This is a genomic window from Sphingobacterium sp. xlx-96, from assembly GCF_011007365.1.
Lineage (GTDB): Bacteria > Bacteroidota > Bacteroidia > Sphingobacteriales > Sphingobacteriaceae > Sphingobacterium > Sphingobacterium luzhongxinii.
Map to the genome: position 1 here is coordinate 38859 of NZ_WFKM01000002.1, position 14459 is coordinate 53317.

Annotated in this window: 14 protein-coding genes; 3 read left to right on the forward strand and 11 right to left on the reverse strand. The window is 37.4% G+C overall.

Annotated features, from left to right (window positions below; translation table 11 throughout):
• Window positions 1-6: 6 nt before the first annotated feature.
• Together G7B20_RS03205 and G7B20_RS03210 are read right to left on the reverse strand one after the other, a co-directional pair.
• Window positions 7-1089 (reverse strand): ThiF family adenylyltransferase, encoded by a 1083-nt coding sequence (locus G7B20_RS03205; protein ID WP_164108596.1) that lies wholly within the window; start codon window positions 1087-1089, stop codon window positions 7-9.
• 21 nt (window positions 1090-1110) lie between these two features.
• Window positions 1111-1923 (reverse strand): hypothetical protein, encoded by an 813-nt coding sequence (locus G7B20_RS03210; protein WP_164108597.1) that lies wholly within the window; start codon window positions 1921-1923, stop codon window positions 1111-1113.
• A gap of 238 nt (window positions 1924-2161) precedes the next feature.
• Here G7B20_RS03210 and G7B20_RS03215 point away from each other — a divergent pair, with 238 nt between their 5' ends.
• Window positions 2162-2413: a hypothetical protein gene (locus G7B20_RS03215; RefSeq protein WP_164108598.1), complete on the forward strand. Its 252-nt coding sequence runs from the start codon at window positions 2162-2164 to the stop codon at window positions 2411-2413.
• A gap of 14 nt (window positions 2414-2427) precedes the next feature.
• Here G7B20_RS03215 and G7B20_RS03220 read toward each other — a convergent pair whose 3' ends face one another.
• The 5 genes from G7B20_RS03220 to G7B20_RS03240 all read right to left on the reverse strand — a co-directional run bounded on the left by G7B20_RS03220 (window position 2428) and on the right by G7B20_RS03240 (window position 8403).
• Window positions 2428-3234, reverse strand: a complete 807-nt coding sequence (locus tag G7B20_RS03220) for a suppressor of fused domain protein (protein ID WP_164108599.1) — start codon at window positions 3232-3234, stop codon at window positions 2428-2430.
• A gap of 7 nt (window positions 3235-3241) precedes the next feature.
• A complete protein-coding gene (locus G7B20_RS03225; RefSeq protein WP_164108600.1) occupies window positions 3242-3673 on the reverse strand; it encodes an energy transducer TonB in 432 nt (143 codons plus the stop codon).
• A 92-nt stretch (window positions 3674-3765) separates the two neighbouring features.
• Window positions 3766-4749: a hypothetical protein gene (locus tag G7B20_RS03230; RefSeq protein WP_164108601.1), complete on the reverse strand. Its 984-nt coding sequence runs from the start codon at window positions 4747-4749 to the stop codon at window positions 3766-3768.
• A gap of 87 nt (window positions 4750-4836) precedes the next feature.
• Window positions 4837-6948, reverse strand: coding sequence for a type IA DNA topoisomerase (locus G7B20_RS03235; RefSeq protein WP_164108602.1), 2112 nt, complete (start codon window positions 6946-6948; stop codon window positions 4837-4839).
• 108 nt (window positions 6949-7056) lie between these two features.
• Complete coding sequence (locus G7B20_RS03240; RefSeq protein WP_164108603.1) at window positions 7057-8403, reverse strand: deoxyguanosinetriphosphate triphosphohydrolase; 1347 nt, start codon at window positions 8401-8403, stop codon at window positions 7057-7059.
• 188 nt (window positions 8404-8591) lie between these two features.
• On the opposite strand from G7B20_RS03240, the gene G7B20_RS03245 reads away from it, so the two are divergent.
• Window positions 8592-9650, forward strand: a complete 1059-nt coding sequence (locus tag G7B20_RS03245; RefSeq protein ID WP_164108604.1) for an aldose epimerase family protein — start codon at window positions 8592-8594, stop codon at window positions 9648-9650.
• Window positions 9651-9720: 70 nt separating this feature from the next.
• A complete protein-coding gene (locus G7B20_RS03250) occupies window positions 9721-11214 on the forward strand; it encodes a TlpA disulfide reductase family protein (protein WP_164108605.1) in 1494 nt (497 codons plus the stop codon).
• A 42-nt stretch (window positions 11215-11256) separates the two neighbouring features.
• Here the strand turns inward: G7B20_RS03250 and G7B20_RS03255 are convergent, their stop codons facing one another.
• The 4 genes from G7B20_RS03255 to G7B20_RS03270 form a co-directional block, all read right to left on the reverse strand.
• On the reverse strand, window positions 11257-11709 hold the full coding sequence (locus tag G7B20_RS03255) for a PepSY-like domain-containing protein (protein WP_164108606.1): 453 nt from the start codon (window positions 11707-11709) through the stop codon (window positions 11257-11259).
• 28 nt (window positions 11710-11737) lie between these two features.
• Entirely contained in the window at window positions 11738-12181 is a 444-nt protein-coding gene (locus G7B20_RS03260) for a PepSY-like domain-containing protein (protein WP_164108607.1), read from the reverse strand.
• 166 nt (window positions 12182-12347) lie between these two features.
• Window positions 12348-13634: a sensor histidine kinase gene (locus G7B20_RS03265; protein ID WP_164108608.1), complete on the reverse strand. Its 1287-nt coding sequence runs from the start codon at window positions 13632-13634 to the stop codon at window positions 12348-12350.
• Complete coding sequence (locus G7B20_RS03270) at window positions 13634-14305, reverse strand: response regulator transcription factor (RefSeq protein WP_164108609.1); 672 nt, start codon at window positions 14303-14305, stop codon at window positions 13634-13636. Before G7B20_RS03270 ends, G7B20_RS03265 begins: the two co-directional genes overlap by 1 nt.
• Between the last annotated feature and the right edge of the window lie 154 nt (window positions 14306-14459).

Sequence of the window (14459 nt, forward strand, 5' to 3'; positions counted from 1 at the left end):
ATCAATCTAACCACCTACTATTTGTTCAACATCTAAATAATAACGTCCAGAATTGACATTTCGCCCCAGCAAAATTCTTCGACACACTGCAGTAGTCATTGCTCCTCCTAAAATAACTTCTGAGGCTAATTGAGGCCAAGAAACAATACTGCGTCTCATCTCAGGAATAGACTCTTTCATTTTCGACGAAAGATTTTCGGCGTCTACAATTTGCATCAGATACTTGAGTTTTTCAATATCGCTTAATGTCTTCAATTTTTCTAACGTCAAATCTTGAACAAAGCCGTGCAAAATCGGACGGTTAGGTTCCAAATCGAATCTTTCAATATCTAACATACCACGATCGTTCGTATCCATTACAACAGGTATTCTAGCTTCCTTTGCTCTAAATCTGCTTTCCATTTTCACTTCGAAGCTATCACAAACCTCAACTAGCACATCGATTCCTCCATGCTCGTAAAAAAAACGCTCATAATTATCACTATTTACACCTTCAGGAAAAAGTTCTACTTTTAAGTAAGGGTCTATCTCGGCAATTTCTCTTGCAGCAATAACGACCTTTGGCACTGACAGATTAAATACTCCCGTACGCAATCTATTCATATTGCTTAGATCCAGCGTGTCAAAATCTGCTAATCTCAAAACACCACATATCCGCTCCATAGCGATGGTTAACGCGATAGACTGTCCTACAGATAGACCTATGACACCTATTTTCTTACTTGATAAAACCTTATGCTCTTCTTTAGAAATCTTAAGCTGATTTCTATTTGTTCTTACCTCTATAAATTCATCTTCATCTAAAATATGAACTATTGATTTACGCCAAGAGTAATAAACCCAAACGCCATATTCGTCAAGAGTTTTTTCTTCTAACAACTCTTTAATATACCGTTGCTCATCTTCAAGACTTAATCCCATAGGATAACGACACCGAACTAACTCCTTAAGCTGTCGCTCGATTTCATCATATGTAAAAGCAATCTCACCATCTTCTTGAAGCCTTTTAAATTGGTCTTTATCAGCAACATTTGAAAGCCTAAGAAATAATACTTTATAAGGAAATTTATTATCTAATTCATCAATCATGTTCTCTCGGTAAATAGCTTTTTACATTATTTGAATGTCATCATCATTGATGTCGACTTCTAACGTAGTTCTTTTTTTTGTATTAGCAATAATTTTCTTCAAATCCCACTGGTCCATACCATCCAAATCGAGCTTGTATTGAATTTCGATTTCTTTCGATCTTAAGACTTCTATCCTCACACAGTTTTGATTCTCACGTAGAGCCATAATTGCCTTTTTATCCTCTTCAGATGCAAGATCTAAGGTTTGTACATCGTCGAGAATCATAGTTGTAGCCAAAAGATCTAGTTTAGGATAATAAAAAGTTCCATTATTCCCAACACTTGTTTCTTGTCTATAGCCGACACTCTTCGTTAGACTTATCGTATAGGGCGCACAAAGGGCAAACAAAGATTTAATACCGATTTGCGGTGCTATTGCAATGGCAGCTCTTGTCAAGAAGATACTCCCGATACCATAACCGGCAATCTCCCTTGAATTCCACAGACCACATCCCTCTCCAGTCCCATCTTGCGCATAATCCCAAACAAGATCAAAGATCTTAGCATCCATATTTCCCGTAGCTTCTTCAATAGGGAGTGGCTGAGAACCACCAGCGACATGTATCCGAGCTCCTCCATATACGTTTTCACCATCAAGAGACTCAACGATTAAAACAAAAGCTGCAGGATTGTACATCCAATCATTTTTGGACGAGGTAACTTTCTTTACTCCGATCGCAGTCAAGACGTGCGCATGCCCCTCAATAAAACGTTCACAAGTTTTAGGGTCATCGATAGCACGGAATGCTCTTAATCTAACGACAGGACGATCATCTTTAAATACTAATGCCACGGGAACGGTTATATGTTATTCGATTGAAAACAAAACTAATCAATAAAAATTAAATGTGTTAGATGTTAGACAGAAATATTTTTTTGAGATTGACATTCCAAAACAACTCACCTATTTTTCCTCTATTAAAAGAATCTAAATGGATGAGGAGAGCTACAAAATTCGCTTTTATATTACGACACAATTATATTGCGTGTAAAGGCGAATTTATGTAGGTTTGAACAAAACTTATCAATAAATGGAATTTGACAAAGCAACTCTGGTAAATATAGTTCTCGTAATCCACATGGCTCTCACCGGAATAATGCTGTTCCGTCTTTTTAAATTAAACAGTGCTACCGGTGGACAACTTATAATTACTTTCTTAGCATTAATAATTCCAGTATTGGGTCCTTCAATAATGATTTGGATATTTAATAAAGAGCTTGAAAAAAAATCAAAAAAAAACCTTAATTCAGGTTCAACAAAAAAATCAAAAAAGAAAAAATAATCCGGCAACTTCTATTAAGACACAACACTGGATCTATTTATATCAATGAGTTCAGACACACCAAACTCATCAAATTTGTCTAATAATGCTTCTGTGCCCATTTCAAGCTTAAATTCCATCTCATTCGTGAATAGCGGGATAACAGCGTAAAAATTAATTACCTTTCCATCACGGGCTTTCATACAAAGGAAATCATCTTCAAAAGATAGAAACGGAGGCAATAACAACATACAGCCAAATCCCGTGTTAGCGATAGGTTCAGCATCCATCCCATTCGGTATCGTGTGACCATAACCAAGCCATGTTTTGTACTCATGTGGAAAACGAGCTAACATCTTGAGAAAATACACGGGCCAGTAATTGTTGTTATCTTGAAAATCCTCATCACCAATTTTCCAATCAACAGGCAACACAACCATTAGCTCAGCTCGCTCATATTCTTCCTTATCTTCGATTTCATCAGAAACAGTCATCGGAAAATCACTCATACCTGAGGTGACCAATATATTAAAAGGATATTCTGCAGATGGTTTAATCCAATGCACATCAATATGTACCAAATCAGAAATAATTTCATGGAAAACCATATCCGGTGCCCCAATATATTTAGACAAATGTTGCTCTATTTCTTCCAAATAAACACAGACTACCTCAGGAAATGAAAATCCTCGATCTCCCTCATCGGTATCCTCATAGCGATACACTCTAGATCCACCAGCAGTCACCTCACTTTCGATCGAATTATTTTCGTCTTTATTCTTTTCATTTTCTAGTTCTGCGCCAGAAGAAATAATTCTCTTTACTTTGTTCCAAAAAGACATGCTTTTATTAGTCTAATATAGCCCTTATTGACTGTTTAAATTTTGTACGAACAGGAACACCTTCTTTGGTTGCTGAAATCCATTTCGGAGACCTCTTCATAACCCGTAAAACCTCTTTAGCAAAATCCGGACTTATTTTATCCTTATTAACAACGGTAATATCACATACAGCCCCATCTTCGCAAACTGTGAATTCCAATATTGCTGTTTGTCGTACACCGTAAGTTACATACTCGGTACTATCCATATTTTGGGCTAGATTACTTACATTTAGATTATTCTGCAAGAATCTACTCCAAGCGTTAATACCTCCCTTAAACTGTGGGGCCATATCAATATCAGCCACAATACTTGTATCTTGATACGAATTCAATTTTTTTTCTTTTGCATCCGAAGCTACCCCCCATATACACAGCACAATAATAATTCCAACCCTCATAACTCTACTCTTTGTAGGTTTAAGTTAATAAAACTATTTGAATATCAAAAACAAAAAAAATATCGATTATAAATATGGAGAGTAAGGTCGATTTATCCTTTCGTTAAATTTTCAACATTTTTAAAAACACCGTTTTCATCCGTTAAAAAAGTCATTGGACGCTCCGGATCTTTAATAATTTCGAATAAGGTATGTCCCCATGGCTTCCAGAAGTTTTCTAGCACCTGACCATACGTTTTAACCTGCCAATTATCAAATATTGGTTTCAATGTCCAATCGGTCAAAGGCATCGGTTCTACGAAAACTGCAAGCGGAGTTTCCATATAGGTATATTCCGGCAAACGATTAAACAGATAAGCAGAATAAAAGTAGCGGGCGCATATCTCTTCAAATTGGATTGGGTGGAGCACTTGTCCACCTATATTTTGCAATGCATCCTCGTGATAGATTGCATTAGTCCCATTATCCTGTAGAGTTGCAATAATCGCAAAATCCCCCATACGTAACGAAAAGATCAGCGTATTGATTTCATCTCGGTACAAAAATGTATCTGGGGCATTGTTTACAGGAAACACCCGGATATCGAAAGGGTTTCTATGCTCAAATTCCATAGGGATATACAACGATTGCATCATCGCATGTAGATTCCTAAACTTATGCACCAAGGCTTGAGAAAAATTCATTTCCTCGCCAGTCAACATCGATTGTCTAATTCCGACCTGGATCTCATTAAACACCACACCATACAATATTTTTGAAATCCATTGAAATAGTGTGATCTGATCCAACTGACTAACCGCATCGTATCCCGTCTTCATCGCCTCTTCTACCTCTTTCTCAACTCTCTCGATATGTAAGGAAGCACCTATTGAACATGGCAATTGCAATTTATTATAGGTAATCATACTTTCATCGAGTAATTTGAAAGGCTTTTCTTCCAAATCGAAAGAACGCATCATCCAGACCGGAAAAACCTGGATACGCTCTTCATCAGAGCTCAATGTCTCACCTGTTAAAAAACAGGTGTGTAGATCGAACTTAAAATCTATAAAGGGGTTGTACAGTTTTGTTGTCATAAGCCGCAAAGGTAGAGTTTTACATTTTTAATTTACGACTATACGAAAGGATTGACTCTAATTTGACCATAGATTTCCTTCTTAATGCTATACTACGTTTACTTTAAAATCTTGAAAGACTAAAGAAGCATTTACCACCTGCCCTTCCTTGGTTAGCAGCCCCTTCAATTCTGAGGTCCTTCCTTTTTCCAGCAAGTTTTTCATTTCTTTTTCTTCCAAAAAAACACCGTTCAATGTCCTCCATATTTTAAAGTCACAGCCTCGTGCATAATGATCACATTGCGCTACTTTATCATAAAGCTGAATATTTCCGGGCTGACATTTCGGGCACTTTATTTTTCCCTTTTGCTGTGGCTTGATTTCCTCCTGTGCAATGGATATGCGAAGCTGCAACAACTCTTTGGTAATTTTTGCAGTATAGTCCTTAATATGTTTCATAAAAACATCATAAGACACCTTATTAGCCCGCATTTCCTCCAACTTTTGTTCCCATTTCCCGGTCAATGTCACTTTAGCTATCGATCTATCTTTGACGAGATTATAAACAGCGAGCCCCTTATCTGTTGGAACAAGTTTCTTTTTATCCCGCTTGATATACTCTCTTTGAAACAAAGTTTCAATAGTTGCAGCACGAGTCGCAGGTGTTCCGAGTCCGCAATCCTTCATAGCTTGGCGCATTTCCTCATCCTCAATTTCCTTTCCGGATGTTTCCATAGCCTTAAGCAATGAAGCTTCGGTATGGATAGGCTTTGCTTTGGTAAAACGCTCAGATAACTCTAGAGATAGTATCTCTAATAACTCTTCGGCTATTAATTTCGGGAGTTGTGCATTTTCATTGTCTTGATCGTCCGAGTTTTTCTCGTCATCATTTACCTCAATTTGATCAGCAGACAACCGCCATCCATATTGCCTTATTACTGTTCCCTTAGCGATCAACTCTACTCCGTTCGCATCGATAGTTACCGTTGTAATATCTTTCAGACAGACTTCTGAAAAGCTCTCGACCATGCGCTTAGCTATCATATTATAAATATTCTGCTGTTCTTTGAGCATAGGACCAGGTTTCTCATCGGTCACTAATAGCGCATGGTGGTCCGTCACTTTTTTATCATCCACAGAACGTTTATTGAGCTTAGCTCCTATTAAATTCCCAGATATAGCCGCGATTCCTTCTTCAGCAGTATTTGCCAAATGCTGAAAAAGGGGATCGATCTGCTCGAAGACATCCTCCCCTATATATCTAGATCCTGTCCTGGGATAGGTAATCACCTTCTTTTCGTATAATGTCTGTGCAATACCAAGTGTCTGATCAGCAGAGTAACCATACTTTTTATTTGCGTCTTGTTGCAATGAAGTCAGATCAAAGAGTAGTGGAGGCTGCTCCTTTGTTTCTTTTGCTTCAACTTTAACAACCTTAGCTTCTGTTCCAATATTGATTTTCGATATAGCTTCTTCTGCAACATCTTTTTTCTCAATTTTATCTGACGTTGCTTTAAAAGCGATACTATCTTTTTCAAATCCAGCTTGGATCTTGTAAAAAGCCTGAGGCTTAAAATCCTTATTCTCCAGATAACGAGAACAGATCATCGCCAATGTAGGAGTTTGAACTCTCCCCAACGAAAGTAACCCCTTGTTACCAGCTGCTAGTGTAATAGCTTGGGTCGCATTAATCCCAATTAACCAATCTGATTCTGATCGAGATCGAGCAGATTCATAAAGACTATCATACTCTTGTCCCCCTTTTAGATTAGCAAATCCTTCTTTAATCGCTTTATCTGTTTGTGAAGATATCCACAATCGTCGAAAAGGTACTTTAGAGCCTAGAAAATAATATATATTGCGAAAGATCAATTCCCCTTCACGTCCAGCATCCGTCGCGACAATGATTTCTTCCGCCTGATCAAGTAATCCTTTGATAATTTGAATTTGCTTCAAAGCACCTCCATCATCGATCTGCTTGCCGTCTTTACGGACCTTTTTGACTTCTAGCTCAAACTTATTAGGAATGATGGGTAAATTGGAAACGGACCAGTTATGATAACCATAAGCCTGTGGCGTGCACAATTGTACTAAATGTCCAAATGCATAGGTAAAAGCATAACCATTTCCTGCTATGTATCCATCCTTTACTTCCTTTGCCCCCATCACTCGGGCTAGATCTCTCGCGACAGAGGGTTTCTCTGCTATTACTACCTTCATATTATAGTATTACGTATCGAGAGTTGTGTATCGAGACACAACCTCTATACTATCACGTTATTCCTTATTTCTAATCTCCGTTCTTCTATTTCCAATAGTCGACAAACCTTAGTCGAGCGACGCGATGGAAATTCCCTTTATTTTACGATACAGGTCTACCGCGTACACATCCGTCATTCCGGAAACAAAATCCAATACAGCTCGAATTTTAGAATACGCATCTTCCTTTTCTGTATGAAATTGCGCGGGAATCATAGCTACAATCTTACGATCAAACATAGTTTTGTTTGTTTTCAGATAGGAAGGAACAAATTCTTCAAGCAAAGCATTCATCACTTTATATCCTGCTATTTCGATTTGAACTACCGTAGAAGCATTGTAAATCTCTGAAACCGAAACTTTTTCTATCCTTTTCATCTGACTTACAATCTCGGGAGACAACGCGTCAATCAACGAACTTTCAAATGTCCCCGACAGAAACTTGTCTTGATTATTTGTAAACACTTCGGCACAGCCATTTATCAATGTGTTTATAGCTTTAGCACGCAACAACTCCACCCGGCTCCCGGAATCTTTTAGTCCGTCAAGCCTATTCCTCAACTCCTCTCCTCCACAAAGAGGCAACAAGAGTTCTTCGACTTCTTTGTAAGACAATATCTTGAGGTGGTGCGCATCTTCGAGATCAATAATATTATAACAGATATCATCTGCGGCCTCAACAAGATACACTAGAGGGTGTCGTAAATAGCCATTGGGATTAGTCGGATCCTTTTCCAGCCCCAATTCCACAGCTATTTTATCAAAAACAACCTTTTCTCCCTCAAAAAAACCGTATTTCTTACGATGATGATTACCTTTTATATGACCATCAATTGCCGAACATGGATATTTGACGATAGAAGCTAATGTCGAGTAAGTGAGCGCATAGCCTTTTTCGTCCTTACCACTGAAAGCATGGGTTAGTATCCTTAATGCATTCGCATTCCCTTCAAAATGAGTTAAGTCCGCCCACTGCTTTGCCGAAACATGCTCTTGATATTTCTGGCCTGCTCCTTGGGTAAAAAAGGACGATATAGCAGCTTCTCCCGAGTGGCCAAAGGCTGGATTTCCCAAATCGTGCGAAAGACAAGCAGATGATATAATATTGCCTACCTCTTGTAAATAAGGCACCTCTGCATCAATATCCGGGTTCTGCTTTTTCATCAGGTTATAGAACAACCTACCTAAAGAGCGCCCGACAGACGCCACTTCCAAACTATGTGTCAATCTATTATGAACAAAAACAGCACCTGGCAAGGGAAAAACTTGGGTTTTATTCTGCAGCCGACGGAACGGAGAAGAGAAGATCAACCGGTCGTAATCACGCTGAAATTCAGATCTTGCATCAAATTGTTCATTCGGAATACGATCTTCGTACCCCCATCTTTTTGCAGACAAAAGTTGTTTCCAGTTCATCAATATTATGGATTTTCTAGGGCAAACTTATATAAAATGCTTTGAATTCGCGAATACCTACAGGAAAAATCAGCTTGAATCTACCTGCATATTATATCTCCATTAGTGGGTTAATTCTGGGAGAATGACACGTATTAAACTTTCGGACTAACTAAATAATTGCTATTTTTATAGAAACAATTCAAGTCATGACAATCTACAAACTTCCTGATACAAAAGCTTTCGAAAGCTGCTTAAATAATAAAAATACGCACCTGCTGACTTTCGTAAACCGTGCAGGTATGCAAATTGCCTTAAGTGATTATGGGGCTCGCTTAGTAAGTGCTTTAGTCCCAGACAAACATGGCAACCTTGTTGATGTAGTCTTAGGGTTTGATACCTTAACGGGATATATCAATGCAGGCGAACAGTATCATGGAGCTACAATCGGGAGATATGCCAATCGAATTGCTCATGGTTCTTTCAAAATAGACAATACTCCTTATACATTAGCACAAAATAATGGGGAGAATTCACTCCATGGTGGCCCCAATGGCTTTCACACAAAGGTATGGGATAGACAGGTGAGTTTGCAAAAACAAGTCGATTTTTGTTACATCTCCCTTGATGGAGAGGAGGGTTTTCCAGGTACTGTAAAGGTCAATGTTAGTTATGAATTGACCAATGAAAACGAGATCAAAATTCGCTTTCGAGCCACTACAGATAAAACGACTGTCATCAATCTGACAAACCATGCCTATTTCAATCTGAATGGCGAGGGCAATGGCGACGTACTTAATCACATCCTACAGATCCCTTCTACGGAATACATACCTATCAACAGCAAGCAAATCCCTACCGGAGAAGTGTTCTCTGTAGAAAACACGGCCTTTGATTTCAGGGAACCAAAAAAGATAGTTGAGAATATCCATAGTCCCGAAGAACAACTACAATATGCGCAAGGTTATGATCATGGCTTTGTCAATCAATCAACGATAAGTACTGCTGCTGCAACTGCCTATTCTCAGGAAAGCGGGATATTATTAGAAGTCTTTACAAGCCAACCTAGTATACACCTCTATACAGGGAATTTTCTTTCCAATGATTTAGGAAAGTCTGGCCACCGCTATTTACGGCATGGCGGATTCTGTTTTGAAGCACAGCATTACCCCGATAGCCCTAATCAAAAAAACTTCCCTAACGTGATCTTAGCCCCTGGTGAAGAGCTTGATCAGACGATAATTTATAAATTCAGCCTTAAAAAGTAGGTGTAATAAATTACTTACAATAGATAAACAAATACATTTCAATTTATATTTGAGAAAAAATTATAGACTGATGAATAAGAAAATCTTATCAATTGCACTTTTAAGTGCTGGAATCGCCTTTTCTTCTGCACATGCCCAAATGGCTAAGCAGAAAGATGTCAAAATGGATGATTTGTTAAAACACCTGAACGGATTATTCCAAAAAGGCGATGAAGCATCTAAGGTAGAGCTAGGAAAAGAAGCCCTGGCTATGTCAAAAAGCAAGAATGAGAGCTTTGTATCCATGGCTGCCAGGGTATATCAAAGCCTAGAACAAGAAGACAAAGCAGAAGCAATAAATAAAACTATTCTAAAAAAATTCCCTAAAGGAATTAAAGCGCGCTCTGAAGCTTACGAAAAAGTTTTTGGCGATGAAAAAGCTTCTGCTGAAATTGTTGAAAAAGGATATACCGCTTGGTTAAAACAATTTCCAGCGGCTTCTTTCGAAGAAAAAGATAGAGGTATCTACGATCAAGCGGCAGTAAGCTTAGCATCCTTGTATTTCAAAGCAAACAATATCGCCAAAGCCAATAGCTACATCAATCAACTTAAAGCTAGTCCAAGCTTTGCATCTTATGCGAGCAGGATTACCTCAGGCTTAATTAAAGACCGCAACTATGACGCTGCTCTTCCGATCTTAGAAGAGGCATATATTAGCGGTTTAGAAGCATCCAAGTCTACTGATCCGAAAATAAAAAATGGAGCAGCAGCTAGAGCATACGGATCATTAGCTCCCACTTATGCACAGGCTTTATTAGAAAAAGGCAATGTAGACAAAGCAGTTCGTGTGATGGAAGACTTAATGAAGTCGTCTCCATATGCTGCTAGTTCTCCTAGCAATGTAATGACGTTAGCCAAGGCTTTTGCGAAACAGGGTAAAGAATTGGATGCCTTTCTATCCTTAGAAAATTTTGTGGTTAAGAACGGTAAAAATGCAGACGTAGTGAAAGAAATGCAACCGCTTTACAACAAGTTAAATAACAATAAAGCTGATTTCAACACTTACTTTGCGGCTGTTGAAGCCAAAGCCAAGGACGCAATGGTCTCCAAGTACAAATCGGAAATGATAAAAAAAGAGGCTCCACAATTCTCTTTAGTGAATAGAGAGGGTAAAACAGTTTCCCTCGCCGATTACAAAGGAAAAGTTGTTGTATTAGATTTCTGGGCAACTTGGTGCGGCCCTTGTGTGATGTCATTCCCAGGAATGCAGGCAGCAGTAAACAAATACAAAGCGGACAAAGATGTAGAGTTCCTTTTTATAGATACTTGGCAGCGTGAAGAAAACTACAAAGATTTGGTAAATGAATTCATGACAAAAAACAACTACACATTTCATGTATTGTTTGATGAAATGAAAGATCGTACCAAAGCAACGACTACCGCATACGGCGTTTCTGGAATTCCTCACAAAGTAGTTATTGATAAAGAAGGTTTTATTCGTTTTGAATCATCTGGTGGTTCCGCAGATGTCGACAAAGTAGTCAACGAGATAGAGACTAAAATAGAACTTGCTAGAAAAGGTTAATTAAGTTAAAAAAAGAGGGTTTAATAACCCTCTTTTTTTAACTTAATTAACGTCAATACGTACAAACTTACCATCCGTGTCAAACACCAAATCTAATCCATTGGTCAATTCGACATCAAATCCATACTTCTCTTTATCAATACCGTTTATCCCAGCATTATCATAGTTATCTTTTACATAATCCACGATAGGTTTCAAAACAAATGAAGTTGGTATAGACGTCATGTTTTCACGAGCTTCAACTTCTGTCCAATTTCCATTTTTATCAAATTTCACCTCTACGCCATTGTTCAAAAGCACCTGATACTCTGTACCGGACAAAGTTTCTTTTTCCCGAGTTACAGAAAGTACTTTAACATCCTTAAAGTGGTCATTTAAAAATGTATTGGCTACGGCCGGAAGATTATTCACATCAATAAGTTCTTCCTTTTCACATGACACAGCAATAAAGGCAACTGCCAACAATAAACTAAGTTTTAATATTATTTTTTTCATCTTATATCGCTTTAAATTACATCAAATATTAATCGTCTATACGAACAAATTGTCCCTTTTTATTAAACTCTAGATCTATCCCGTTTGTCAACTCGACTCCGTATTTTCTACTAGAACGCGAAATCTGAACAATCTCATTATTTGGAAAACTCTTTTTCACGTATTCAAGAATTGAAGCCGGTACAATTTTCACGGGGACAGCTTTAAGTTCTGCATCTACCTCTGTCCACTCCCCTTTAGCATCAAACTCTAACTTCACACCATCTCTAAGCTTTACATCATAACTTTTGCCAGATAATAGCTCACTTTCTTCTTTTACAAGTACCACTTGATCTGCAGCATAATAAGTAGTAACAAAGTTTTGCGCTTTTTTAGGCAATTGCGCAAACGTAATTACCTTGTCTTGCGCATTTGCAACAACCGCAACCACTAGTAGTGCTACAGTCATTAAAGATTTAATCATTGTTTTCATACCTTTAATTTTTTTCATTTGTGATGAAGCTATCAGATTTATTCATCCCTCGATGCGATTGAATCAATCATGATGGTTTCATGTTTTTAACTTATTTTGATTTTATAATTCAAAGTTCGTACCCAACTTAGGAAACAATTAGGAATAGAAATGTTTTCAAAAAAAATTATAAAATTTTCTGAAGTATAAAAAAATGTTTTCCTGATTCGTAAGAATAGAGAAGCTTTAGCTGATGTTGCTTTTCAAGAATAGACCGTACTATGGATAAGCCTAGGCCATTTGAATTATTATCCTGGCTTCCTTTATAGAACCTTTCAAAAATATAATCAGGATTAAGGGCTCCTGAATTACTATCATTTGCTATATAAATTTTATCAGCAGTAATGTCAACCATCACCTCCCCGTCCTTAACATTGTACTTAAGCCCATTCCTTAATAAATTAGAAAGTAAAATACGAGCGAGGTTCATATTAAAATTCAATCTAAACGCTGCTTTTTCATTGATAGAAATGAGCACCCCTTTATGATCGGCCATATCAGTAAGTTCCTCTACTATAGATCTCACCAATGCTCCAAAGTCTACAAACTCTATCGACGCATACTGATTATTATCAATACGTGACAACATTAAAAGCGATCGATTTAAACCCACCATTCTATGCAATGCGGCTTTAGCATCGGCTATTTTAACAAGCTGTTCTTCAGTGAGATTTGAATCGTCCATTAAAAGCTCTAATTTGTTTATAGTAACTGCCAATGGTGTCTGTAACTCGTGTGAAGCATTTTCCAAAAAGAGCTTTTGGCTTTCAAATACAGCTTCGTTACGATCAATCATGTGTTTGACTTCCCGATTTAACTCCTCAAACTCCTTAACATTCGTTCGAATTATATTAAAACTAGCTGTGTCACCAAATCTATAACTACTCAGATTATCTAAAGTCAATCTAAATGGCCTCCAAGCCCTACTTAATACAAAATGATTTATAATCAATATACTGAGAATTATAACAAGATATAATACCCCTAAAGAAATTGCCAAATTAATTAAATAGTCGTCCTCTTCTACTGTTGAGGTTCGAATTTCCAAAGAATAAGGCTTCCCCTCTTTGCTATAAAATCCGGTTCGCAAGACGCGATAAGGCTCATCTTCCTCATCGTAAGGCATATAGATAAGTTCTTTAGAGAAATGGTTTTTATCGAGATCTTCTTCGCTTTTTTCTATCGGTAGAATACGAAATTGGTTAATTCCAAATTCCTTGGTATTATCCAATATGATCGGATTATCATAAGCTTCCCTTATGATTTCGATTTTTTGATTTTTCAACCCATCATCGATGTTATCATACACTTCATCCATGAGGATAGCATAAAATAGTAATGCCCAAACCGCCATAACAACAAGTATGGCAACAATAATAAATCGATTGGTATAATATTTTAGAGAAACAGCCATTACACTAATTTATAACCTACCCCATATACAGCTTGAATATCTAGATTTGCACCTGCATCTTTCAGCTTTTTCCGCAAGTTCTTTATTTGAGAATAAATAAAATCAAGATTATCAGCTTGATCTGCATGATCACCCCATACAGTTTCTGCCAGTGTCGTTTTTTCTAAAAGCTTTTTCGGTCTCAACAGAAAATAATATAGCATATCAAACTCCTTCCTATTAAGTTGCAGTTCTTGGTATTCAACAAAAACCGTTCTATTATCCACATCCAATGAAACGTTTTGATACCGGATCACCGAATCACCTTTTTGGCTATTTCGTCTCACAATACTCTTAATTCTAGCTAAAAGTTCAGCGAAATGAAAAGGTTTAGCCAAATAATCATCCGCTCCTATTTCAAGTCCCAGCACTTTATCATCCACCGAATCTTTAGCTGAAAGAATAAGTACGGAATGGGACTTGTTTTCACGTTTCAATATTTTTAGTAAGTCTAATCCATTACCTCCGGGCAACATAATATCCAATAATACGATATCGTAAGAATGATTGAGTACCTTGTCCAAACCTGCCTCGTAAGTATTAGCGCTCTCTACAAGAAAATGTTCTCTTTCCAAGAAATCCTGAATACTTCGTTGTAACTCAATCTCATCTTCAATAATAAGCACTTTCATCGGTGTGAATATTAAAATAAAAAAACTTTATTCCCTTAACAAACAATAATGAAACCATAATTAGGAAACATTTGGGAATTAATCATAGCGGATTACAATTTATTGACTTTCGCCCATAAAAATTACAATTTAGTAAACTTTTAGCTTATTTTTA

Coding starts and splice junctions, on each gene's coding strand:
- G7B20_RS03230 (WP_164108601.1), bottom strand. CDS start 4,749: ATGACAACAAAACTGTACAACCCCTTTATAGATTTTAAGTTCGATCTA.
- G7B20_RS03240 (WP_164108603.1), bottom strand. CDS start 8,403: ATGAACTGGAAACAACTTTTGTCTGCAAAAAGATGGGGGTACGAAGAT.
- G7B20_RS03245 (WP_164108604.1), top strand. CDS start 8,592: ATGACAATCTACAAACTTCCTGATACAAAAGCTTTCGAAAGCTGCTTA.
- G7B20_RS03265 (WP_164108608.1), bottom strand. CDS start 13,634: ATGGCTGTTTCTCTAAAATATTATACCAATCGATTTATTATTGTTGCC.
- G7B20_RS03205 (WP_164108596.1), bottom strand. CDS start 1,089: ATGATTGATGAATTAGATAATAAATTTCCTTATAAAGTATTATTTCTT.
- G7B20_RS03225 (WP_164108600.1), bottom strand. CDS start 3,673: ATGAGGGTTGGAATTATTATTGTGCTGTGTATATGGGGGGTAGCTTCG.
- G7B20_RS03250 (WP_164108605.1), top strand. CDS start 9,721: ATGAATAAGAAAATCTTATCAATTGCACTTTTAAGTGCTGGAATCGCC.
- G7B20_RS03260 (WP_164108607.1), bottom strand. CDS start 12,181: ATGAAAACAATGATTAAATCTTTAATGACTGTAGCACTACTAGTGGTT.
- G7B20_RS03270 (WP_164108609.1), bottom strand. CDS start 14,305: ATGAAAGTGCTTATTATTGAAGATGAGATTGAGTTACAACGAAGTATT.
- G7B20_RS03235 (WP_164108602.1), bottom strand. CDS start 6,948: ATGAAGGTAGTAATAGCAGAGAAACCCTCTGTCGCGAGAGATCTAGCC.
- G7B20_RS03220 (WP_164108599.1), bottom strand. CDS start 3,234: ATGTCTTTTTGGAACAAAGTAAAGAGAATTATTTCTTCTGGCGCAGAA.
- G7B20_RS03255 (WP_164108606.1), bottom strand. CDS start 11,709: ATGAAAAAAATAATATTAAAACTTAGTTTATTGTTGGCAGTTGCCTTT.
- G7B20_RS03215 (WP_164108598.1), top strand. CDS start 2,162: ATGGAATTTGACAAAGCAACTCTGGTAAATATAGTTCTCGTAATCCAC.